Raw genomic sequence first — 25,201 nt, forward strand, 5'->3', positions numbered from 1 at the left:
CATATCAGGACGGGTCATGCATATTTTATTTATGCATGATGTGCTGCCACTAAGCGTGGTTGAATCAGCAAATTATTAATGTATTGCAATGCTACGTAAGTCACTACTATTGTCGCCACTATCAACTCAATGCCAGCTAGACCACGAACTTGTTGTACATAGTGCGCTGCTAGGCCATTTGCTTCCATCCAATTTGCAGTTTTGAATAGAGCTGTCGCACCAATCACCATTGGGAAGGTAAACGCTGCATAGCCTGGACTAAATGGTAGTCTTAGCAGTTTAAAGAAGGCTAAGTAGATGATGGCTGTCATCAATACTGCGATACCAAACAATAGAGCAATAATCACTGGTGAAGGCGTTGCGGTTACGGTTAGATAACCTGCCAGCGATAGGCTTGCTGGAGCAGCCAAGATTGCCATGGTTGGTTTTGCTGCATCTGGAATTTCATGGGTGAACATGAAACGGTAGATCATGATTGGTAACATCACGGCATACGCAACCATACCGAATACCAAAGCACCATGCGCAATTGGTGCAAGCACTGGATTACCAGAGAAAGACACATCGGCAACGATGATACCCACAGGTGGTACGAACCAGCTTGGCACCATGTGGTGTAGCTCGAAGTCTTTCGCACGGTGGTATAAAAAGCTCGCAAGGAACACGATATGTAAAGCTACCGCCACTAACCAAAGCACGTCACCTGCAACAGAGAAGAAATGCCCTAGTGAGTTTGAAACCACCATAGTTCCCATTGCGAAAGTTGGAACGACACTACCCACCACAGGGTGCGCAAGATCTTGTCTTAACAAGTGATTGTGAAAAAGAAATTTAACCGCCAAGATTGCTAGCAATACACTTGCAATACCTGCGCTAATCCACTGTCCATAGCCATGTAATTCGGCGAAGTTTTCCCAACTCCAACCCAAGCTCGCAATACCAAGAGCCAGACCCGCCATTGGGGTTGGTGCTCCCATTACTTTTGCTTTTGTTCTTTGAATCATTACGACCTCAAAATCTAGGCTAACTTTCTATGGGGTGTATATTACTCTTGCACTTCGTTCTAATATATCTAATTATTTAAAACTAACGTTCAGATTTACTTAACGGAATATCATGCCTAGTCATATCTCTCTTAAACAACTGAAAGTTTTTACTACGATCACTCAGCACAAAACGCTGACAGCGGCTTCAGAAAGCCTGTTTCTTTCGAAAGCAGCGGTAAGTATGGCGCTGTCTGAGTTAGAGAAACAAATCGGACATCACCTATTTGACCGGGTGAACAACCGCTTAATTCTCAACCAAGAAGGACAAAAGCTTTTGCCCCTCGCGGATGAACTCCTCAACCGAGCTCGGGATATTGAGAGTGTGTTCGATGGCGATCAAACCCTATCGGGTCTTTTACGTATCGGTGCCAGTGACACCATTGGCAACCAAGTCGCGCCTTATCTGCTTAGTGATTTCCGTCAGGATACCAATCATCAGTCACAGAGTTTGTTCATCTCTAACTCAGCACAGATTTGTGACATGTTGATCGCCTACGAGCTCGATATCGCACTCATTGAGGGCAAGACCATACACCCAGAGCTGGAGTCAACGCAATTCAGTGAAGATGAAATGTGTGTGATTTGTCCACCGGATTACCCTAACTTCGATGAGGGACCAATCAGTCTCAACGAACTTGAAGACACCGAATGGATCTTGCGTGAGGCTGGCTCTGGTTCGAGAGAGTTTTTTATGCGCGCCATCGCTCCGCGTCTAGAACACTGGCATGAGGCTTTTCAGCTCAATACAACAGAAGCGCTGATCAATTCGGTATCTGCGGGGCTGGGGTTAGGTTGTTTATCGCGCCTATCTGCAGAACCTGCAATTCGCGATGGTCGTGTGAAAATGCTCAACATGCCGCTGGATATGAAGCGTCGCTTCTGGCTTTTGATCCACAAAGAGAAGTATCAAAACCCGCTCCTGCGTACATTCATTGAATTCTGCCAAGATTGGGAGCGACCAGAGAACCCACATCTTAAAGATGGCTAGTTCGAGATGGGTCGTTCACGGGAGATAGTTCAAGGCAGATAGTTCAAATGCTGGTCACTTAGTTGTACACGGCTCTCATTCTTAGGCTTGTCGCTAGACTTAACTGGTCAAAAACTGTATAAAAAGCCAGTATAAATTAATCAAGTTAGAGGACCAACACCATGGCTGTAATCGTCAAGTACGTGGTAGAACGCAATGGAGAAGAGAAAATGACTTTTACCTCTAAAGCGGAAGCTGACGCATACGACAAAATGCTGGATATGGCGGACGAGTTATTCTCACTGCTAGGTAAAAGTGAACTTCTAGAAGACGAAGGCAAGCAAGAAGATCTTGCAATGTTCCTTGCGCAGAACAAAGAAGAAGTGCTTTACGCTCTGGGTGCAAAACGTAAACCTGCACCAAAAAAAGCAAAGAAGCTTGAAGCTGTTGAAGAAGATAGCGAGCAAGAAGACGCTGCATAAGCCTCTCATTTGTTTCAAAATAACGTCGCGCCATGCGGCGTTTTTTTATGCCTTCCGTTTGTCGTCATATATCTCTGAGAATATAAAGAACCGATTTAATATCCCAAATTGCTCTAAATTTCATGTTGCAGATTAGTGTGACTTAGATCTAATCTAAATGGGTACGGTGATGGGGTACCACCGGAATCGAAAGATTCAAACCGCTTTTAAAGCTGATGACTCCTACAGAAACGAGAACAGGTAAGCCCTGTTGGAAGTACTTTTGCCTCTAGTGTAAAAGTAAGAGTTCTGTAGTGAGCAATTCAACTCTTCTCCAACCCCGCTCCTGTTTTCTCAAAAATTAAAAAGATATCCAAAATAGTTGTTAACTCAACAAGGCGACAAACGCGTAAGCCTCCTGAACATAGTTTTTCTATTTGATGGAGCGAATAAGAGCAGTCAACGCCGTTGAGTCTGACCAATATGCTGGATATCGTACACTGGGAAAACATTATGCAATACTCACACGAAATCCAATCAATGTGCCCGATTCAACGCGGCGATCTTCATGCTTCTGCACCGATCCCTGTTGAAGGCGCAATGATCAATCCAAAAGACGTTATCGCGATTTCCGGTCTTAGCCACGGCGTTGGTGCTTGTGCTCCTCAACAAGGTGCAGCAAAACTGACCCTTAACGTCAAAAACGGCATCATCGAAGAAGCTTTGATCGAAACGATCGGCTGTTCAGGCATGACTCAATCTGCAGCAATGGCCGCAGAAATCCTAACCGGTAAAACCATTCTTGAAGCACTCAACACTGACTTAGTGTGTGATGCTATCAACGTCGCGATGCGCGAAATCTTCCTTCAATTTGTTTACGGTCGTACTCAATCTGCTTTCTCTGAAGGCGGCTTGGAAATTGGTGCGGCACTGGAAGACCTTGGTCAAACTCAACGCAGCCAAGTGGGTACTAGCTACTCAACCAAAGCAAAAGGCGTGCGTTACATGGAGCTGGCTGAAGGCTACGTAACAAAACTCGCATTAGACGAAAACAAAGAAGTGATTGGTTACCAATATCTCAATCTCGGCAAGATGATGAAAGCCATCAACGAAGGCGTATCTGCTGCAGAAGCCGCAGACAAAGCAACGGGCACTTACGGTCGTTTTGACGAAGCCGTAACGACCATTAACCCACGCCAACAATAATTGCCACCAAGAGGAAAGATATTATGAACACTCCAATTACTGAATCTGTACGTCGCACATTAGACGAAATGCAACTTTCTTCTCTGGAAGCTGCTTATCAATACTGTATGGATCGTGGTATCGACCCAAAAGCATTGGTGATGGACACTCAACCTATCGCGTTTGAAAGCGCGGCAGATGCCTACACACTGGGCACCGCTTTGGCGATTTTCCGCGGAGCAAAAACAGCAGAAGAAGCAGCAAACATCATCGGTGAAGGTCTTCAGGCGTGCACTAAACCCGGCAGCGTGGCAGAGCAACGCCAAGTGGGTATCGGTCACGGTGCATTGGCGGCTCGTCTATTGAATGAAGAAAGTGGCTGTTTCGCTTTCCTTGCCGGTCATGAGTCATTCGCAGCGGCAGAAGGCGCAATCAAAATCGCATTGAACGTGAACAAATCACGCAAAAATCCGTTGAAAGTGATCCTGAATGGTTTAGGTAAAGACGCCGCTTACCTAATCTCACGCATCAATGGTTTCACTTACGTACGCACTCAATACAACTACCAAACTGGTGAGTTAGTGGAAGTAGAACGTCGCCGTTTCTCCCAAGGTCCACGTGGTGAGATCCTTTGCTACGGTGCAGACGATGTACGTGAAGGCGTGGCTATCATGCATAAAGAACAAGTGGATATGAGCATCACTGGTAACTCAACCAACCCGACTCGCTTCCAACACCCAGTAGCAGGCATCTACAAAGCAGAACGTAACCGTGAAGGCATGCCTTACTTCTCTGTGGCATCAGGCGGTGGTACTGGTCGTACTCTACACCCAGATAACGTGGCGGCAGGTCCTGCTTCTTACGGTATGACCGATACCATGGGTCGCATGCACGCTGATGCTCAGTTCGCGGGTAGCTCTTCAGTACCCGCACACGTAGCGATGATGGGCTTCATCGGTATGGGCAACAATCCAATGGTAGGGGCAACGGTTGCACTTGCAGTAGAGGTCGGTGAGCTAAGCCTCTAAATCGATTTATCGCTTTACTATCCAAAGCCAGTAAATCCAACAAACCCAGTGTAGGGGGAGTGACTTCGGTCCTCCCCTTATTTTTTGCGATGCGCCCTTCTCCAACTTCACTGTGTCTCTGCCCAAAATCGGTCTGATAAGGCTTTTGCGACACATTTCTCATCAGACAAACATATCTCTAAAAAGACAAAAGGTATCCATCTACAGACTTTCTCCATTTCCCCTCTTTAAACTCCCGAACACTCTCTTTATGATGACTGACAACTTAATTATTTCTTGTCAGTGAACAGACGAGACACAAGACTCAACACATGGAGATCAACTATGGCTTTCTTCTCTCTAGCCTTTGGTACGGCAACTAAAAACCGCGACGGCAAAATCATCGAAGCGTTTTTCCCAAGCCCAGTTCTTAACCCAAGCGAAGCGCTTGTTAACGCACTAGCAGCAGTAGCAGGTTACGAACAAGGCAACCAAGCTATCGAGATCTCTGCAGCACAAAGCGCAGAACTGGCAGCAGCATTTGAAGCAAACGGCGATGCGGCAAACGCATCTTTCGCAGCAAAAGCAGCAGAATCAGCACAACCACTTGTACTGGTTATCCTTGCAACTGACGAGCAGCCACAAAGCGTTGCTGAAGGTTTCCTAAAACTTCAACTTATCTCTAACCGCCTAGTTCAACCACACGGTACGGTACTAGACGGCATCTTCGGTCTACTACACAACATCGCATGGACTAACGAAGGTCCAATCGATCTACCTGAACTAGCAGAGCGTCAAATCGAAGCTCGCCTAGCGGGTCGTACACTAAGCGTAGATTGCGTAGACAAGTTCCCTAAAATGGTGGACTACGTGGTACCAACTGGCGTTCGTATCGCTGACACTTCTCGCGTACGTCTTGGCGCACACGTTGGCGAAGGCACAACGGTAATGCACGAAGGCTTCATCAACTTCAACGCAGGTACAACTGGCGTGAGCATGGTTGAAGGTCGTATCTCTGCTGGCGTAGTGGTTGGTAATGGCTCTGACATCGGCGGCGGCGCATCTATCATGGGTACGCTATCTGGCGGCGGTAAAGTTGTGGTTTCTATCGGTGAAAACTCGCTACTAGGCGCGAACGCAGGTCTTGGTTTCCCAATGGGTGACCGTTGTACTATCGAATCAGGTCTATACGTAACTGCTGGTTCTAAAGTACGCATGCTAGATTCTGCTGGCCAAGAAGTAGAAGTAGTGAAAGCACGCGATCTTGCTGGTGTTTCTGACCTACTGTTCCGTCGTAACTCTGTAACAGGTCAAATCGAGTGTCTTGCAAACAAGAGCGCGGTTGAACTGAACAGCGAACTGCATAAAAACAACTAATTCATTCGTGAATTAGCCCTACGAAAAATCCCCCAGCAGGAAACTGTTGGGGGATTTTTTTATGCCCGATAAAGAGCACATTGTTACGACATGGCGTGTGACGTAATCCTGAGTGATTCAAATACTCTGCTTTTCAGAGAATGTGGATTCCTGACGTTTACTTGTTTAGAAAGTTCACCGCTTTATCTGGGAAGTCAGTAAACAAACCATCCACTTTCACTTGATTGTAGAAGACATCCATCATGCCATCGAAGCTGTCTGTGTACGTTGGAATACGCCCAGGGTCCGCTCGGAAAGTGTAAGGGTGCACTTGCAAGCCTGCGTCTTTTGCCGCTTTCATCAAAGGTTTGATGATGATGTTATCCTTGGTTGATTTGTCATCCACCAACATTGGCTTCCAAGGCCCGATCCCTTCCGCATATTCCGCGACCTTCTTCATACCATTGGTTTCAAACATCCAGTCATAACTGTATGGTGTTGCCTTGTCGCCTTTGTACTCCATAGTCTCATTCCAATCGGTGTAAGCCATGAGCTGAACGAGCTTTAAATCCATGTCCATCGCAGGCATGAGTTCACTGTTGATGCGCTGGAGTTCATTGGCATCGAAACACTGAAGGTATACTTTGTCGTCTTGCGAATCATAACCGTACTGTTTTAAAACTTTAAGCACCGCTTTTGAGATGTCTTTACCTTCATGGCGATGGAACCACGGCGCTTTGATTTCCGGGTAAATACCGATGTCATAACCCAGCGTTTTGTTTAAGCCTTGGATCAGCTCAATCTCTTCAGCAAAAGTAGGTACGGTGAAGTCTGATTTCCACATTGGGAATCGTGTCGGATAGCCAGCAACCTTGTTACCTTTATCATCAATGTTAAAGCCTTCAGTGACTCGCAATGATTTGATTTCAGCCAACGTGAAATCAATCGCGTAGTAACGGCCATCTTTACGAGCACGGTCTGGGAATCGCTCTGCCACATCGGTCACGCGATCGAGATAGTGGTCATGCAGCACGACCAATTGATCGTCTTTAGTCATCACCACATCTTGCTCGATGTAATCTGGTTTCATCGCGTACGCCAACGCTTTTGCTTCTAAAGTATGTTCTGGTAGATAACCCGATGCGCCACGGTGCGCGATAACAAGCGGTTGTGCAATTGCTCCAGCGGAGATGCTCAGAGCGAGAACCGTCATGCAAACTGACGTTGTTTTCATTGTTATTTCCTTAACTTATTTGAAGGGGCAGTATTCCACTGCCCCTTTAAGGTTTTATGACGCCAAAGCTTCTTTCTCACGCGCTTTTTGTTCATGGTGAGCGCGCTCGCCAAGAAATGCGTAAGTCAAACAAACGATAGACGTGATACATGAACCCACGAGGATGATAAAACCGCCATCCCAGCCAAAGTGGTCTACCGTGTAGCCAAGAATCGCGTTTGCCGCTACCGCACCGCCCAAGTAACCAAATAAGCCAGTTAGACCTGCAGCCGTACCCGCCGCTTTCTTAGGAGCAAGCTCTAGAGCATACAAACCAATCAACATTACCGGACCGTAAATCAAGAAGCCGATTGCAACCAGCGCCATCATATCGACTGCTGGGTTACCTGCTGGATTGAACCAGTAAACCAGCACAGCTACGGTTACTAACGCCATAAATAGAATACCGGCAGGAGCACGACGACCTTTAAACAGCTTGTCTGAAATCCAACCACACAATAGCGTACCTGGGATTCCCGCCCACTCGTATAGGAAGTAAGCCCAAGAAGATTTATCAACCGAGAAGTCCTTCGCTTCTTTAAGGTATACCGGCGCCCAGTCCAGCACACCGTAGCGGATCAGGTAAACAAACGCGTTCGCAATCGCAATTGACCACAACAACTTATTAGAAAAGACATACTTGAAGAAAATTTCCTTCGCCGTCATTTCTTTTTCGTGTGATTTGTCGTAATCGTCAGGGTAATCGTCTTTATACTCTTCAATTGGCGGAAGACCACAAGACTGCGGTGTATCTCTTACGGTGAACCAAATAAAGACAGCTACGAGCGTGGCAAAAAATGCAGGAACATAGAAAGCGGTGCGCCAATCGTCGTTGAATGCCCAAAGACCAAGGATGAACAGCGGACCAATCAAACCACCACCCACGTTATGTGCCACGTTCCAAACCGACACTATCTCGCCACGCTCTTTGCGCGACCACCAGTGAACCATGGTTCGACCACAGGCAGGCCACCCCATACCTTGGAACCAACCGTTTAGGAACAATAGAATAAACATCGCTGTAATGCTGCCAGTAGCCCAAGGCATAAAGCCGAAGCAGAACATCACAAGCGCTGACATTAATAGACCGCCACTTAAAAAGTAACGAGGGTTTGAGCGGTCAGAAACACTGCCCATTAAGAATTTTGATAAACCGTAAGCAATAGATACCGCAGCTAAGGCAACACCTAAGTCACCACGACTAAAACCTTGTTCAATAAGATAAGGCATCGCCAAGCTAAAGTTTTTACGAACTAGGTAGTAGCCAGCGTAACCAACAAAGATGCCGATAAAGAGTTGCCAACGTAAGCGGGAATAAGTGCCATCGATCTTATCGGACGATAAACGATCGATGTGCGCCTTAGGTTTGAATATTCCAAACATAGGAACCTCATTAATAATGTGAGCGATGGTAGGGAGTATAAAATCGCGAACGAGCAAAAAGGAGTTTCGTTCGAAAGTGAATGCATTTTATGAAATTCGATTTTTATTTCTGTGACAAATGTTGCATAAGAATTAAATTTCAGTAAATACAGTAAACTAGAAGCATTTAATTGGACAGCGCTTCCATTTCCCCCATATTCCGTTACTGTTTATATAGAGCATGAAGTGCGCAAACGAACAAAATCACCGCGAACTTAAGCAAACCAAGTGCTCAAATGACCACATAAATGGATAATAGGTAAAGGAGGAAGAGATTAAACACGTGATTTAAGTTAGAAAGCCTCAATATGGCGTGTTGCAACAATGTCATGGCGTTAACAATTAGGACCGGTATCAACCAACCACTCCCAAAGTGCATTCAAAGCGAATCTCCGAGTAAAAGACGGTTTATCAACCACGGATAAACGTCTTCGCTCTTAGTGATGACGCAGCTCTGGGCAACGAGCGAATGAATATCAGCAATCCCTTATCACCATTAGTGTTAGCTAGCTCTTTAGGGTTAGTTTTCGACCAATAATCTGAGTATTTTCCCACCACTCGCGAAGCAGGTTCACAAAACTCCTCTTACCAGTTTGTGCATTGATTTTCACATCGGTAGTTTTAGTCCATCAAAGCAAAATTGAAGACCATAATTCGTTTTATCGAGTTTCCTTTTTGAGCAAAAGATGCGTCAATTAACAAAAACGAAGAGTTTGATTAACAAATTTATGCTCAAACGCTCACTTTTGACGCTCGTTTGTTTTCGCAAACGTTTATATATGCACAATAGAACCGTGCTAGATAAGCATAAATATTAAAGGACTCTTAACATGACAACGAACAAACACCCCTCACTGCTCGGAGAATGTTTGGCCGAGTTTATCGGTACAGGATTACTTATCTTTTTTGGCGTAGGCTGTGTCGCAGCACTCGTTTTGACCGGGGCTCAATTTGGTCAATGGGAAATCAGTATTGTATGGGGCTTTGGCGTCGCCATCGCTATTTACTGTACTGCGGGCGTATCCGGTGCACACATCAACCCTGCCGTAACTATCGCACTGGCGATGTTCCATGGATTTGATAAGGCGAAAGTTGTGCCTTATATCATTGCGCAAATGCTCGGTGCATTTTGCTCTGCCGCTTTGGTTTACAGCTTGTACAGTAACCTGTTTACGGATTACGAAATCGCGCACAACTTCGTTCGTAGCAGCCAGGACGCATTAGCGACGGCGGGCATTTTCTCGACTTACCCACATGCTTCTCTCTCTTTCTTTGGCGCTTTTGCTGTGGAATTCGTGATTACTGCAGTGCTAATGTTTGCCATTCTTGCTCTTGGTGACGAGAACAACGGCGCACCTCGCGGCGCGATGAACCCATTACTTATCGGTATCCTCATTGCAGTTATCGGTGGTTCTTTAGGCCCACTGACTGGCTTTGCGATGAACCCTGCTCGTGACTTCGGCCCTAAACTGTTTGCTTACTTTGCAGGCTGGGATTACGCACTGACTGGTGCTCGTGAGATCCCATACTTTATTGTTCCAATTCTTGCTCCTATCGCAGGTGCTTGCTTCGGTGGTTGGTTGTACCCGAAAGCGATTGCTGCATATCTGCCACAACAAGGTCATGGCTGTACTATCCCTAACCAGTGCGAGACCGAAGAAGAAGCAGAACAAGCTCAAGCTTAAAACCAACTCATTCGAACATTTACTAAAATATAAATAACGAAACAAAAGGATTCTTACCATGACTGAGCAAAAATACATTGTTGCCCTAGACCAAGGCACGACAAGCTCTCGTGCTGTCATTCTGGATCATGACGCGAATATAGTAAGCGTCGCTCAGCGAGAATTTACTCAGATTTATCCAGAGGCTGGTTGGGTTGAACATGACCCAATGGAGATCTGGGCAACTCAAAGCTCTACTTTGGTTGAAGCACTTGCAAAAACCGGTATCCGTAGCGACCAACTTGTTGGTATCGGTATTACCAACCAACGTGAAACCACAATTGTATGGAACAAAGAAACAGGCAAGCCGGTTTACAACGCGATCGTGTGGCAATGTCGCCGTACTGCCGATATTTGTGAAGAATTAAAAGCGCGCGGACTAGAAGATTACGTTCGCGACAATACCGGTCTGGTTCTAGACCCTTACTTCTCTGGCACAAAAGTGAAGTGGATTCTAGATAATGTTGAAGGCGCACGCGAAGATGCTGAAGCAGGCAAACTGCTGTTCGGTACTGTTGACACTTGGTTGGTTTGGAAGATGACTCAAGGCCGCGTTCACGTAACGGACTACACTAACGCATCTCGTACCATGCTCTTCAACATCAATGACCTATGCTGGGATCAGAAAATGCTGGATGAGATGGGTATCCCAGCGTCGATGATGCCTGAAGTCAAACGCTCATCAGAAATCTACGGTCAAACCAACATTGGTGGTAAAGGCGGTACTCGTATCCCAATCGCGGGTATTGCAGGTGACCAACAAGCCGCGCTTTACGGTCAGATGTGTGTAGAAGCCGGACAAGCGAAGAACACCTACGGTACAGGTTGTTTCTTGTTGATGAACACTGGTCAAGAGAAGGTCACATCGAAAAATGGTCTGTTGACTACGCTAGCATGCGGTCCAAAAGGCGAGCCAGCTTACGCTCTTGAGGGTGCAGTGTTCATGGGAGGCGCTTCAATTCAATGGCTACGTGATGAAATGAAGATTCTAGCTGGAGCTGAAGATTCAGAATACTTTGCGACCAAAGTAGATACTTCAAATGGTGTTTATGTTGTTCCTGCGTTTACTGGTCTGGGCGCACCATATTGGGATGCTTACGCTCGCGGTACAATTGTCGGTCTAACTCGTGGCGTAAACTCTAACCACATTATCCGCGCAACTTTGGAAGGCATCGCTTACCAAACTCGTGATGTGCTAGATGCAATGCAAGCAGACTCGGGCATCAAACTAGCGAACCTTCGTGTAGATGGCGGCGCAGTGGCGAACAACTTCTTAATGCAGTTCCAATCTGATGTTCTAAATACCGAAGTTCACCGCCCTCAAGTAACCGAAGTGACCGCTTTGGGTGCTGCCTACCTAGCCGGCCTAGCGGTTGGTTTCTGGGATAGCATTGATGAACTGCAAGACAAAGCTGTGCTCGATCGCACATTCGAACCACATGATGATGAAGAGAAACGTAATCGTCGTTACAAAGGTTGGAAGCGCGCAGTTAAGTGTGCTCAAACCTGGTCTGAGCTTCACGACGAAGACGATTAATTTCTGATAAACGATTAGTTTTCCCCCTGATTAATCGTAAAGAGCGCCTAATTGGCGCTCTTTTTTTGCGTTCGATCGCGGATTCCACACTCCCACAGCTTCTCACAATGCGCTAATTCGAGCACAATAGAGCAAGTTTCTATTTTCGATTTTGAAGCATTGGCGATTACCAGTGCACAAGGGAGTGCTAAGTGAAGCAAATACCAAGACACCAACAGATTGTTGAGTTGGTGAAAAAACAAGGCTATGTCAGCACGGATGAGCTGGTAGAAAAATTTAATGTTAGTCCTCAAACTATTCGCCGCGACCTAAATGACCTCGCAGATGAAAACAAAATTCGTCGCTACCACGGTGGTGCAACCATTCCTCTCAGTTCAGAGAACACCTCATACAACACGCGTAAAGCGCTTAACTTCAATGAAAAAGATGTCATTGCGGAAGAACTCGTAAAACACATTCCAGATGGCGCAACTTTGTTTATTGATATTGGCACGACCCCAGAAGCTGTCGCTCGAGCGCTCAATAAAAACCACAAACAGCTTCGCGTCGTGACCAATAACATTAATGTTGCCACCATTCTTTTACCGAACCCGGAAATCAAAGTGATTTTAGCGGGCGGTGAAGTTCGCAACCGAGATGGCGGCATTGTTGGTGAAGCGACACTCGATTTCGTCAAACAATTCCGCCTCGACTTCGGTATTTTAGGCATCAGTGGTATCGATTTTGATGGCTCACTACTGGACTTTGATTACCACGAAGTTCGCGTTAAACAGGCGATTATCGATAACAGCCGCAGCGTTTTCCTTGCGGTTGACCATTCGAAGTTTGGTCGTAATGCGATGGTGAAACTGGGCAATATCGCGCAATTGAACATGGTATTTACTAACAAACAACCACCAGAGGAGATTCTCGCGATTCTAAAAGAAGCAGCAGTTCCGCTCGAAGTGGTTGATACACAAGTGGAAAGAACCATAACCGAATAGCGTTTACACTCACTATTTACGCGCATAAATGACCTCTGTCTTAATTAGGCAGAGGTTTTTTTGTGCCCAAATCACACAAAACGCTCATAAACGAAAATAAACAATGACCACAAACGAAACCTAAGCTAGGATAAACTCATGTTCTAAAATGCTCGTTCGCTCACTAAGAGGTCAAATTTATGAGTATCCAACAAAATGCTTCCACGACGAATTCATCCCCTACTCTAGACATGATCGTGATCGGTGGCGGCATTAACGGGGCTGGTATTGCTGCAGATGCTGCTGGCCGTGGTTTAAGCGTCGGTTTGTACGAAGCTAACGACTTCGCATCGGCAACCTCTTCTGCAAGTTCAAAACTGATCCATGGCGGATTACGTTACCTTGAACACTATGAATTTCGTTTGGTTTCGGAAGCGCTCGCTGAGCGTGAAGTGATCTTACGTAAAGCACCACACGTGGCTCTGCCAATGCGCTTCCGTTTACCTCATCGTCCATTTTTACGCCCAGCTTGGATGATCCGCTGTGGTTTGTTCCTTTACGATAATTTGGGTAGACGCACCACACTGCCAGGCAGCAAAACCGTCAACCTTGCAAAATCAGGTCTTTTAAAACCTGAAATGAAAACTGGTTTCGAATACTCAGATTGTTGGGTAGACGATGCGCGCTTAGTCTTACTTAACGTTCTGGCTGCAAAAGAGAATAACGCAGAAGTTCGCAACTACTGCCGCGTAGAAAAAGCACACCGTGAAGGCGGCATTTGGCATGTCACTATTCATGACGTCACCACAGACCAACGTTTCGAACGTAAAGCGAAAGCTCTGGTTAACGCTGCTGGTCCATGGGTGAAACAGTTCTTTGATGAAGGATTAGAGCAAACCTCCCCTCGCAACATTCGTTTGATCAAAGGCTCGCACATCGTTGTTCCTCGTATCCACAACGAGCCGCAAGCCTACATCCTACAAAACAAAGATAACCGCATCGTATTTATGATCCCTTACTTAGATAAGTTCTCGATCATTGGTACCACAGATGTGGAATACAAAGGCGATCCGCGTGAAGTCGCGATCTCCGAAGATGAAGTCGATTACTTGATCGATATCGTTAACCAACACTTTGTCCACCAGCTAAGTCGCGAAGATGTGGTATGGACTTACAGTGGTGTACGCCCACTGTGTGATGATGAGTCTGACTCACCGCAAGCGATCACACGTGACTACACACTAGAGTTGGATGCTGAATACGACCACGCACCTTTGCTTTCAGTGTTCGGCGGCAAGCTCACGACATACCGTAAGCTTGGTGAAGCGGCAATGAAGAAACTTGCCCCGTTCCTACCTGAAATGGGTAAAGACTGGACGGCAAACCAAACCCTTCCTGGCGGTAACTTCAGTTGCAGCCGCGAGCAACTGGCGAAGATGATTCATGCGAAATACTCGTGGGCATCAGAAGCGATGTTGCTGCGCTATGTGACTCAGTTTGGTACACAAACTTGGGATTTGATGGAAGGCACTAACAACGTAGAAGATCTTGGCCACTGCTTCTCAGAGCAAGCAAGCGGCGTATATCAACGCGAAATTGATTACTTGATGAATCACGAAATGGCGCTAACCGATGAAGACATCTTATGGCGTCGTACAAAACTTGGTTTATACATGAACGAAGAGGAGAAAATCGTACTGGCAGAATATCTAAAAGAGAAGCTGCAACAAAAAGTCGTTAGCCTCTCACAAGTAAGTTAAATTGGACTCTCCTAATACAAAGCCTGCACCTCGCAGGCTTTTTCTATTGTGAGCAACTAGATTCAAGTTATTGATTGAAAAACAAATATGATTGGTAAAAAGTTTTTTATCGTATGAACAATTGTAATTTAGCCACACATACCGTCTAGCATATTTTAATTTAAACTAATTCGAATAGAATGCGCATTTTCCTTCATAACTAAAATAAAAAATGCCTAAAAAACTTATACTTTCAACCATCATATCTATGGTGCTTACTGGTTGCTTTAGCGACTCAGGGAGTAGTCAGCCTCCTTCAGTAGAGCCGCCTTCGTCGAATCACCCACCTAGTGTAGAGTCAGTTCCTGTGCTTACTGCGCTGGTCGATCATAAGGTAACTTACCAACTTGTTGCCTCCGATAGAGACGGTGATTCTCTGAGCTATCAACTGAACGATGCGCCCGATTTTGTGTCTGTCGATAAACTTGGCTTAGTCACTATTGCTCCAAAAGAACCAGACCAAGACCAGTATCAATTTTCTATCAGCGTCTCAGACGGTAAAGCTAAGGTAACCACCCAAATTCAGCTCAATGTGTTTGCTCAACCAACAGCATCTTGCCCTGAAGATACGACTGATCCAGAGTGTAATAATGACAGCGGTTTCCAACCTAACTTCGCTCCTGAGCTCAACGTTGATGCGCAAATCGATGTTAAGGCAGATATCGCATCGAACTATCAAGTCAGTGCTAAAGACTACAATGGTGATCAACTAAGCTTCTCTTTAAACCAAGCACCTTCTTGGGCATCGATTGATAGCCAAGGGCTTATGAACTTCGTGCCAACTGCGGCTGATATTGGCACTTACGAGCTTGCAGTGATAGTCAGTGACGGCACATTCGACGTAACCGCTGATACTCAAGTAACCGTGCATTTAGGCATGACACCGGTAGATCCAGACTTGATAAATCATGCTCCGGTGGTTGACCCTATCCCTGAGCTAACAGCTCAAATTCTGCAACAGTCAACTTACCAAGTTCTTGCGACGGATAAAGATGGTGATGCACTGGCTTACTCTTTAAAAGATGCGCCTGATTTTGTCTCCATCTCAGAAAATGGTCTGCTATATATAGAGCCACTAAACAACTCAAATACTGGAAGTCATCATAGCCAGGTACTAGTAAGTGACGGCTCACTTACCACATCTCGTAATCTAACCATTCACGTTAGTGAGCAAGATGAACCAGGGAATGACAACAATGCTCCTATAGTTCAATCAATAGCACCGATCACCGCTTTCACCGATCAAACGCTTGAATACCAAGTCATCGCATCTGACCGAGATGGGGACCGTTTGAGCTTCTCACTTGATAACTCGCCAGAATTTGTCTCGATCACTCAATCAGGCGTTCTTACTTTCGCACCAACACCGGTGCATGAAGGCAATTATCAATTTGATGTTACGATCAGCGATGGGAAGTTAAGCACAAAGACAACCGTTATTGCTCAGGTTCATCTTCCGACAGCATCCTGCGATGAAGACAGCACCGCACCTGAGTGTGTGAACCCCGATGAAGGTATGGAAGTCACCTTCTACAAAGCTAGTCTGACAGCATCAAACAAGCCATTAAAAGGCGATGTGAGTTGCAACGGGCAATCACTCTTAGAGGGTCACTTTAATACGACAGAAGGTGACAGCTTTACTTGTTACTTAGAATCACTCGATTCCAGTTCAATAGAACTCGGAAGCTTCATCGCTCCCGATCACAAGAGCCAAAGCCTCAACTCAGATGCATTAGTTCCCATTGCCTTTGAGCTCACCAACGTCATCGGTAAAGGTGATAATGCGGCGAAAGTATTGGAGTCGATCTCCTCTTGTCCAGAGTCACAACAGGTCTGCCTTAACAAGATGGACAGCATCGACATTGCCGGGATCTATAACTCAGCTGCACTCGATTCAGACGAAACCGTAGGCGCGTTTTTAGCCGCTAAAAGTGAAGAGTCTACTGACGACGTAGGTAAAGCACCGAGCTCACACCGAGATCCTAATTTGGTTCCCGCGGTATCTGGTGGTGATAACGATTTGAACAGTGACTTTGTGTCATCTAATGCAGAAGCCAGTTTGACATATCAGCCAAGTGTAGAGGCTCAAGTATTAACTCGCAGTACATTAACTGACGCTCATGGACTGCCGATTGCGGGAATCAGCTATTTCTCCGCACACTCAACGGGGGTAACAGATGCGAATGGTGAATTTGAGTATTTGTGGGGGGATTCACTCACATTTGGCATTGATACCTTTGAGTTTGGCTCCGTTATCGGTAACAAGGTAAGTTATCAACTTGCCGATGTGACAGAAAACCCTGTAGTAAAAGCGAACATCCAAGCTTTATTGCAGCGTTATGGCGAAGCAAGTGGCGAACAGATCACGATTGATGCTCAAGTACGGGACGTATTCTCACAATACCCGAACGTCATCAATGAGCTGATCAAACTTACCCTACCGAATGGTGGAAAGTTAGAAGGTACCTCTTTCAGCTTGCCTAATGAATTTGAAAAGCAATTTGAACAGGGACTTACTGCGCTCATTGATCAATCTTTGAAAAAGACATCAGTTGTCGCAAATCGATCGCCAGTCGTCTTTTCTCTGAATGATGATAAATACGTGACCAACTCACTTAAAGCAATCTTTGACGGCGTCACGACTTTTCATGTCTTCAACGATAATAGCAGTTTCTATGGTGCAACAGGTTACACGCGCGGAATGCGTATGTTGAATATGTCAAACCGTGCGTTCCCAATTGTCATGCCACGCACCGACATTAACCGACAAATTGCTTTTGATGAAGCCCAAGCCTGGACACGAGAAGGTAAGCCATACATCGCAAACTGGCCTGACATTGAAATGCCAGCCATCCCTAAAGTTTCAAAAGACAACGCCACCTTCGGCTTTCCATTTGTTACAGCTGGAGAGATCGGCTTAGGCAAAGTGGTGTTTATGGGCAACAGCTTGTACCCAAGTATCCTGTCTTGTCCAAACAACTACTGGGCGAACGACGCACTGCGTATTGACAGTACCGCTTACTCTTGTACAACCACTGTTGATTTATCCGATGACCCAAGAAACGATCATGGCAGCATGAAACGCTTCTTCAGTAATCTGTTCCAATGGCTCGCACCTGAGTTAAACAATGGTGGCATTCGTGTTGCCACCAATATCGACCTAGCTGCGGCAGCAAGAAGTAATGTGTCTCATGGCACTCAATATGACTTCTTTATTAGCCCAGAATACGGGTTTTACGCAGTCGATAAAATCAGTAAAGGTGGCTTTGAGGCGCTTTCTATCACAGAAACACCATTGCTTATTCTTCAAGGTTATCAACCGAAAGTTCTCGGTGATGGCATGACTCATCGCTACATCGCGGATTTAGATCAAGCAAACCTAACTCAGGAAGATATCACCGCCCTCATCCACTTTATCAATGATGGTGGCAGCGTGATATTTATGGATGCCATCGACGAAAAGCTAAACCCTGAACCTTTAGGACGTCTAGCCGATGCAGCTGGTATGTCTATTGGTGGCAGTAATGTGACGCCAACTAACCAAGCTTTCTGTGGTTCATCATACTACTGCCAAAGCATGTATCCGAACCTTCATGTACGTAGCCGCTATGACATGGTCGTACTAGAGCGATTCCCTGATGTCAATGGCAAACGCCCTTACCAAGTCAATGATGACGGCTCGATAACTTGGGCTCCGCCAATCGATATGCCAAGCCTTGAAATTCCTCAATATCAAGTAGAGAAACTTGATAGCAATGGAAAACCAATGCTAGACGAATCTGGGCAACCAATCATGGCAACAAAGCATGCTCGTATTTTTGTACAAAATGAGCAAGAAACAGCAGCAGCGATTGCTGAACTGCAAAATGCGTTTCCAGGTACATCAATCTGTAGTCATGATTACGAATACGAAATCGACTGTATCGAAATTCGCAAAGGTGATGGTGTCATTGTACGTGGAAACTATTGGCGAAAAGACTTCGATCGTTACCAAATAAGCCCAGATGTAGTGGATAGCATGGTGAAAGCTGCGAACTTAGGCACCAATATCCAAGCGTTGATGGATCATGAACTTTACTACCGTACTAAAGGCGACAAAGGTATTCGTTTATCTACCACAGAGCTAAACCAAACCTATGACAACCTATCAGTATGGTTATGGAACAACAATGATTATGCTTACGATCAGGACGTTCAAGATGAGCTCGGTTTTGAAACTCTAGTCAACTACCTGAATTGCTACACAAACAATAAACATGGCAACGGTGGGGCTTGTCCTGACTCATTAAAGGCTCAACTGATTGAGCACAAGATGGTTCACGGTGAAGGTGAACTATTAGGGCAAATGAACCCTAGCTACCCATTGAACTATACTGAAAAGCCTTTGACTCGCATTATGCTCGGGCGCTCATTCTGGGACTACGACATTAAAGTGGATACATCAGCGTACCCTGGTCAAAGTACAGGAGAGGCAACCAATGTTTCAATTCAGATTGCAACCGCGGGCTCCCCTGTAACCTTCTCAGCAGGAAACAATCAATCAACTGGACTTTGGGCACCACAGTTACAAAAAGTCACTGTGACAGGCGGCGTACAAGCTAACATCACCGTAATGATGGCCGATGATTTAACAGGTAAGCCTCAACATGAGACTCGTCTAAATCGTCCACCTAGAATGCAAATGAACTTTGCCCACGATGGGGTATTAACCAAGTTCACCGTTCCTTACGGGGGGCTTATCACGGTTAAACCAATAAGCTCTGCTTCTGCAGATAATGCAATAGCGACATTCACTTTCGATGGCGTACAAAAAGCGGCATGGTGGAAAGAAGGGAAATGGGTGCACTCGATTGAAGAGAGTACCGCCCCAATCGCAGAAGTGGACACGGGGAGCTTCATTTATACAACGGCCGTTAAGAACTTGACCAACGCGGATCTTGTAAAGTTCAGTGAAGAAATGAATCAGTTTGCTGAAGCTGCAAGTGATTTCTATGGTCGAGATGAAGTAACAACTGAGGGCAAGCATCGACGTTTTACCTACGAAGATCTCGCTGAATTCCGCCACCGATTCGTCAATGACGTACAGATCTCGATTGGTGCTGCACATTCAGGTTATCCAGTTATGAACAGTGGCTTTAACGCCCAAAATGAGAACATACCATTACAACCTCTGGCTAGTTGGTTACTGTGGCATGAGGTAGGTCACAACTTAGCCTCAGCGCCATTTATAGCTGCTGGTAGCACTGAAGTAACTAACAATTTGCTTGCCCTATACATGCAAGAGCAAGTCAATGGCAAAATGGTTCGTATCGAAGCTGACATACAAAAAGCCCCATACTGGTTGGAGCAAAACAGCGGTCATGCATGGAGCCATGGCGATGCGGGTTTACGTTTGGTTATGTTCGGACAGCTAAAAATCTGGGCTCAAGATAACTTCATCATCGACAATTGGTATTCATCAGGAACTGAAAAGCCAAGCATCTACAATCATGACCAAGGATGGAACATGTTTAAGTTTATGCACCGCAAATCCCGTGGCGATTCACAAGGTGATGAAGGTATGAACTACTGTAGTGCACAAGCCACTGGCCTTAGCGGTGGTGACTTGATGATGCTTTGTAGCTCTTACGTTGCTAACCACGACTTGAGCGATTTCTTTACTCTCTGGAATGTTGGTGAAACATCAAGTACCAGTCCTGAAGGAATCAAAACATACTCAGGTGGAATCAGTAGCAAAGCCCTAACAATGTTAGCTGGCCTTAAACTACCGAAACCAGAAACCCCACCTCAAGCGATCAGTCACCTTCCTGATGCTGTAGTACATTGATCCAATAGTTTTGGCCTCGAAAGAGGCCATTACTTCTCCCGACCTCTTTTCCATTTATCGATACCACAAATTTTTTTAATTTCATGGTGTTAGTACATTTTTCTATCATTTCATTCCTTTATGTAGATCGCGAGTAATCTACAACCCCAGCCAACTATGGACTCTGATGAAACAAACTATTTTGCTGCTATCGCTGTTATTAGCAGGCTGCTCACTTGGCCCAGAAGGGTCTCACCAACAGCAACCAACACAACCGTGTGATTGCAGCGCTTATGAACCGCCTATTTCTCCGCCAACCTCAAATGACAGTGATATCGCTAAGCTATTAGCACATATCAAAAAGCTCGCTCAAGATCGTTGGGGGGAAGATGAATTTGTTGAGGCCGGTAAGCATCGCTATGTGAAATACCTTGATGGTTATAGCACTCGCGCTCACATCGATTTTGAGGCGGGTAAGATTTATGTTTCAACGATTTCTCAATATCAACCAACCGAAAAGTTACAGAAAGCCATTGTACAAACGTTACTGATGCCTGCAGACCCTGCACATGCTGAGCTCTTTAGTGATAAAGAGGCAGTGCTGCGTGGGAAGCCTTTCTTACTTGGGCAGGTTTTGGATCATGATGGCAAACCAATTGAATGGGAATGGCGAGCAAATCGCTACGCGGATTATTTGATCGACAACAGGTTGCAAAAAAAAACCATCAAGCGTGGTAGTGCTTACTATGTTGAAATTACCATGGTAAAGGACCACTTAGAGCAGCGTGAGTACCAATACGCAGGCCTGGTTCAAGATGCAGCGAAACGATATGGGTTATCTGAAGATCTAATTTTCGCCGTGATCAAGACGGAAAGTAGCTTTAATCCTTACGCAGTTTCTCATGCCGGAGCTTACGGTTTGATGCAAGTTATTCCTAAAACCGCTGGTGCTGACGTATTTAACTTGGTGAAAAACAAACCCGGAATTCCGACCAAAGAGTATTTATTCGATCCAGCAAACAATATCGATACCGGTGCGGCATATTTCTATATATTGAAAAACCGCTACTTGCGAGATGTAAAGCACCCAACTTCCAAGCACTTCAGTATGATTTCCGCGTACAACGGTGGCACTGGTGGCGTTCTTTCGACGTTTGATAGTGACCGAAAGCGCGCGATGAACGAACTCAATAGTCTAAATCCAACTCAAGTTTATCAGGCTCTAACGACTCAACACCCAAAAGGGGAAGCAAGACGTTACTTACAAAAAGTTCTGTATTTCCAAAAAGACTTTAGTGAAGGGAACATATAAATACTAGGGGTTGTTGACCTTTCGAGTTGGCTTTTGCAGCGAAAGATAAACAGCCCCTAGGGCTTGGCAATAATCCAAGCCCTTTTTCATGGAGAAGAGTCAAGACTTCCTGAAACTAGCCAGGGTGCCCATCCGCTCGTGGAGTAAGCAACATAATGCCAAAACGCCATACAAACATACCAAAGGCAAGGATCCACAATGCGGCACTCACATCGATCCAAATGAGCATATTTGAAGGGTCAAAAATAACGCCCAAACTTCTCGTTAACGCGGCTCCAATAATCGCAATAAACGCGATACTCATATTCGGACCTTTGTAAATCATGCGCCCTGTGTGCCCCATAGTGACGCGAGCAATCATCGCTAAGATCAATCCACCCAGTGCACCAATCGCAAACAAGTGAATCAAATTGTGACTGGCAAATGCGTTGTCCCAACCACCCCGCAAGATAAGACTTAAAGGCAGACACAAATATGCCGTATGTAAAGACCACACAAGTGGCTCACTTAGGGTTAACCAAGGCTTCCAACGTAGGAATCGAACCAATTGCGCGACTCCGGCAAACAGCATCAGTGGCTTACCAAGTTCAGCAAAAGTTACCGGGAAGAAGCTCAACACAAACAACATGACCAAAGGTAGGTTTGCTAGCCAATCTAACCACATGAGTGGCTGAGCTTTTTCGAAGTTAAAACGACGAGCAGTGAAGAAAGGAATCACTCTCCCCCCCATCACCGATAGTAATAACGTAAACCACCAAAGCATCGCCTGCCATACCGCCGATGAAGTGAATGGAGGCATGCCCTTCACCGTGGCATAACTGGCAAAATTAGCAAAGATTGCGAGTAAGAATAGCGGGACAAAAAATAGGTTTCGCCAACCTTTAGCACGGTATACACGAATGCCTACTTCATATGCTACAAACAACAAAAATAGTGCTTCAATACTGCTGGTTAACCAAAGTGGTGCTGGTGTCCATAGTAATATTCTTGGTGCCAACCATAAGGCAAACAAAGCCAATAACGTGTAATGCTTGGTGCCATTGATGCCAGTCCAGTTTTGCACAGCAGTCAGCACAAAACCCACCACGATGGCCATCGAGAAACCAAACAACATTTCATGTACATGCCACCACAACGCAGGAACACTCAGTGCGCTTGGCTGTCCGGTCTGAAACATCCATACCCATATCGCAATCGCGATAATGGCGTAGATAGAGCCAAACAGGAAAAAGGGTCTAAACCCGAGTCGCAGCCATGCGGGGATTTTTTCTTCCACTTTTTTATCGGTGATATTCAGCATTGTGATGCCCTCAAGTACCTTTAGGTACTGTCCAAAAATTCAACACCAGCGATCTTACCACAAACATGCATAAAAAATACATGTTATAATTTTAAACTATCCTTTCTAGGTAAAAGCGATGCTCCCTGCGTTGCTTGGAGAGTACTGTTTAGGTATAACAGGTAGAGATGATTTCGTCGAAGTAAGGGAAGCAATCGAGATGTATATATTTGGCTATGGCAGCTTAATTAATTCAGCCTCACGTAAGTTAACGGGGCAAACTGGAGAAGCCATCCCGGTAGTTGCTCATGGACTAGTGCGTTATTGGGGGAAAGTCGATGACAGCTATATCCTGTCCCCCCTAGTTGTGAATGAAGGTGAAGGCCAAGTAAACGGCGTATTACTTGAAGTTGATGACCAAGCACTGGCTGAGTTTGACCGTCGCGAGCGTGGTTATCACCGTATTCAAATTCGCCCTGAGCAAATCGAAGCTGAAGTCTCGTTTAACCCAGAGCACAGCATTTGGGTCTACGTCAAAAATGATCCTCTACCGCCCTGTTCACTCAGCCCAATCATGCAAAGCTATGTCGATACTGTTTTAGCTGGTTGCTTGGAAGTCTCTCACGCCTTTGCTGAACACTTTGTCGACCATACTATTGGTTGGCAGCATGCAAAAGAAAATGATCGCCACCAGCCTAAATATGGCAACCTTGCTGGAGTGCAGGTCCATCATTATGAAGTGATCGATAACCTAATTAAAAAGGGAGCCTAGCCGCTCCCTTTTGTTACAGTTTTTTAGCTGATACCAAGTTAGAACCTGTAATCTAGACCTACATAGAAACTGTCGAAATCGAAATCAATATCACCACCATCACCTTCTATTTCAATCGATACAGAAGAGGCTCGATAACCACCTGAAATCATCAATCCAGACATGAACTCGTATCCTGCTTCTACACCATAGTTAAAGCCGACATTGCTTCCGTCATCAGCAACCCCGTCAAGAGTAAGGTCAACCCCTAACACTCCAATTCCGGCAATCGCGCCAGCATAAAAACCTGTTCCTGGAAGGTAGTATTTCGGCTTAACATTTACGTTAATCCCATAGGCATCGATTTCGGTCTTAACTTCTTTCGTCGTAAACCCATCCGAAATAGTGGCGATACCATCAAACGAACCGAAATTCATGTATTCGGCCTCTAAGGCAAAACTCAGCTGCTGAGTTAAAGCTCGTTCAACACCAAAACTTACGCCAAATCCCGTGCTGGAGGATAGGCCACTAACTGTTGATTTAGGGATATCAAGATCAGTATTGTGCACCTCAACTCCAACATATCTACCTATGTTTGTGTTGGCTTGAACAGAGCATGACAAAACAACTAATCCCACGGCCAATGACAAAGAAGACGCTGCGAATTTCATTATAATTTCCTTAAACATCATGATTTTAAATAATATCAGCCAAGGAAATATAACTTATGTTGCATATCATTTAAGCTTAATAGCTATAAAATGAGACGTCATGCATAAATATTTATAATATTAGCTATCTGTTTGTTAATGCTAAACAATTCTTACCCCGGCAGGCATTACGCGTTCCGGTGTCAGTAATACGCTTTCCGACTCATCGTCAGTTTCAGCGCACAGCAACATACACTCAGAGGTTTCACCACGCATCTTAGCTTTTGCTAGATTACACAGCACTACCACTTGTTTACCCATTAACTCTTCTTCTGTGTAGTACGGTACAAGGCTCGTTACCGTTTGCAGGGTTTTCTCACCGACATCGATCTGCACAATGTACAGCTTGTCTGCATTCTTGTGGCGCGCCACCTCGATGATTTTTCCGGTGCGAATTTCTAACTTTGCAAAGTCTGAGTAAGCGATCGTTTCCATTTATTAAAACTCCAGTAAAACTTTACTAAAAAGATAACGTTTACACTATCAGTAAGATTAATAATTACAAGAGGTAAAGATCGCACTTTAGAAAGTAACCAACTGTTAAAATTGCACTTATTACACAATGGGTGTTTAATACTCCAATTAACGTTTTTTAGCCCACGAA

Annotated in this window: 18 protein-coding genes and 1 riboswitch; of the genes, 12 read left to right on the top strand and 6 right to left on the bottom strand. The window is 45.3% G+C overall.

The window, feature by feature from the left end:
• Positions 1–29: 29 nt before the first annotated feature.
• A complete protein-coding gene (locus KIV41_RS10170; RefSeq protein ID WP_045394071.1) occupies positions 30–1,004 on the bottom strand; it encodes a TDT family transporter in 975 nt (324 codons plus the stop codon).
• 112 nt (positions 1,005–1,116) lie between these two features.
• On the opposite strand from KIV41_RS10170, the gene KIV41_RS10175 reads away from it, so the two are divergent.
• The 5 genes from KIV41_RS10175 (at position 1,117) to dapD (ending at position 6,043) form a co-directional block, all read left to right on the top strand.
• Positions 1,117–2,034 carry a LysR substrate-binding domain-containing protein gene (locus tag KIV41_RS10175; protein WP_285336280.1) on the top strand — a complete coding sequence of 306 codons (918 nt, stop codon included), beginning with the start codon at positions 1,117–1,119 and terminating at the stop codon, positions 2,032–2,034.
• A gap of 161 nt (positions 2,035–2,195) precedes the next feature.
• Positions 2,196–2,495, top strand: a complete 300-nt coding sequence (locus tag KIV41_RS10180) for a YebG family protein (protein WP_005380208.1) — start codon at positions 2,196–2,198, stop codon at positions 2,493–2,495.
• 156 nt (positions 2,496–2,651) lie between these two features.
• Positions 2,652–2,727: riboswitch (Fluoride riboswitch) on the top strand.
• Positions 2,728–2,987: 260 nt separating this feature from the next.
• On the top strand, positions 2,988–3,680 hold the full coding sequence (locus tag KIV41_RS10185) for an iron-sulfur cluster assembly scaffold protein (protein ID WP_005386501.1): 693 nt from the start codon (positions 2,988–2,990) through the stop codon (positions 3,678–3,680).
• A 23-nt stretch (positions 3,681–3,703) separates the two neighbouring features.
• Positions 3,704–4,687 (top strand): GGGtGRT protein, encoded by a 984-nt coding sequence (locus KIV41_RS10190; RefSeq protein WP_285336282.1) that lies wholly within the window; start codon positions 3,704–3,706, stop codon positions 4,685–4,687.
• Between the two features lie 324 nt (positions 4,688–5,011).
• Positions 5,012–6,043, top strand: coding sequence for a 2,3,4,5-tetrahydropyridine-2,6-dicarboxylate N-succinyltransferase (gene dapD / locus KIV41_RS10195; protein WP_285336284.1), 1,032 nt, complete (start codon positions 5,012–5,014; stop codon positions 6,041–6,043).
• Between the two features lie 157 nt (positions 6,044–6,200).
• Here dapD and glpQ read toward each other — a convergent pair whose 3' ends face one another.
• Both glpQ and glpT read right to left on the bottom strand, forming a co-directional pair.
• Entirely contained in the window at positions 6,201–7,256 is a 1,056-nt protein-coding gene (gene glpQ / locus KIV41_RS10200; RefSeq protein WP_285336286.1) for a glycerophosphodiester phosphodiesterase, read from the bottom strand.
• A gap of 54 nt (positions 7,257–7,310) precedes the next feature.
• On the bottom strand, positions 7,311–8,678 hold the full coding sequence (gene glpT / locus KIV41_RS10205; protein ID WP_010449918.1) for a glycerol-3-phosphate transporter: 1,368 nt from the start codon (positions 8,676–8,678) through the stop codon (positions 7,311–7,313).
• 869 nt (positions 8,679–9,547) lie between these two features.
• Between glpT and KIV41_RS10210 the strand changes: the two genes are divergently transcribed.
• The 6 genes from KIV41_RS10210 (at position 9,548) to mltC (ending at position 21,857) form a co-directional block, all read left to right on the top strand.
• Entirely contained in the window at positions 9,548–10,402 is an 855-nt protein-coding gene (locus tag KIV41_RS10210; RefSeq protein WP_005436583.1) for an MIP/aquaporin family protein, read from the top strand.
• A gap of 58 nt (positions 10,403–10,460) precedes the next feature.
• On the top strand, positions 10,461–11,978 hold the full coding sequence (glpK, locus tag KIV41_RS10215; protein WP_005436582.1) for a glycerol kinase GlpK: 1,518 nt from the start codon (positions 10,461–10,463) through the stop codon (positions 11,976–11,978).
• 191 nt (positions 11,979–12,169) lie between these two features.
• Positions 12,170–12,961, top strand: a complete 792-nt coding sequence (locus tag KIV41_RS10220) for a DeoR/GlpR family transcriptional regulator (RefSeq protein WP_252041074.1) — start codon at positions 12,170–12,172, stop codon at positions 12,959–12,961.
• A gap of 179 nt (positions 12,962–13,140) precedes the next feature.
• Entirely contained in the window at positions 13,141–14,700 is a 1,560-nt protein-coding gene (gene glpD / locus KIV41_RS10225) for a glycerol-3-phosphate dehydrogenase (RefSeq protein ID WP_088881588.1), read from the top strand.
• Positions 14,701–14,911: 211 nt separating this feature from the next.
• Positions 14,912–20,566, top strand: a complete 5,655-nt coding sequence (locus KIV41_RS10230; RefSeq protein WP_373417599.1) for an SslE/AcfD family lipoprotein zinc metalloprotease — start codon at positions 14,912–14,914, stop codon at positions 20,564–20,566.
• 166 nt (positions 20,567–20,732) lie between these two features.
• A complete protein-coding gene (gene mltC / locus KIV41_RS10235) occupies positions 20,733–21,857 on the top strand; it encodes a membrane-bound lytic murein transglycosylase MltC (RefSeq protein ID WP_252041076.1) in 1,125 nt (374 codons plus the stop codon).
• 115 nt (positions 21,858–21,972) lie between these two features.
• Here mltC and KIV41_RS10240 read toward each other — a convergent pair whose 3' ends face one another.
• Entirely contained in the window at positions 21,973–23,157 is a 1,185-nt protein-coding gene (locus KIV41_RS10240; protein ID WP_010449927.1) for an NnrS family protein, read from the bottom strand.
• Between the two features lie 199 nt (positions 23,158–23,356).
• Between KIV41_RS10240 and KIV41_RS10245 the strand changes: the two genes are divergently transcribed.
• The gene (locus tag KIV41_RS10245; RefSeq protein ID WP_010449929.1) at positions 23,357–23,908 is read left to right on the top strand and encodes a gamma-glutamylcyclotransferase family protein; all 552 of its coding nucleotides are present in this window, start codon (positions 23,357–23,359) and stop codon (positions 23,906–23,908) included.
• Positions 23,909–23,946: 38 nt separating this feature from the next.
• Here the strand turns inward: KIV41_RS10245 and KIV41_RS10250 are convergent, their stop codons facing one another.
• Both KIV41_RS10250 and KIV41_RS10255 read right to left on the bottom strand, forming a co-directional pair.
• Positions 23,947–24,558 (bottom strand): outer membrane beta-barrel protein, encoded by a 612-nt coding sequence (locus tag KIV41_RS10250; protein ID WP_071235356.1) that lies wholly within the window; start codon positions 24,556–24,558, stop codon positions 23,947–23,949.
• A gap of 141 nt (positions 24,559–24,699) precedes the next feature.
• The gene (locus KIV41_RS10255) at positions 24,700–25,032 is read right to left on the bottom strand and encodes a tRNA-binding protein (protein ID WP_285336290.1); all 333 of its coding nucleotides are present in this window, start codon (positions 25,030–25,032) and stop codon (positions 24,700–24,702) included.
• Positions 25,033–25,201 lie beyond the last annotated feature (169 nt).

This window comes from Vibrio sp. D401a, from assembly GCF_030248515.1.
Lineage (GTDB): Bacteria > Pseudomonadota > Gammaproteobacteria > Enterobacterales > Vibrionaceae > Vibrio > Vibrio rotiferianus.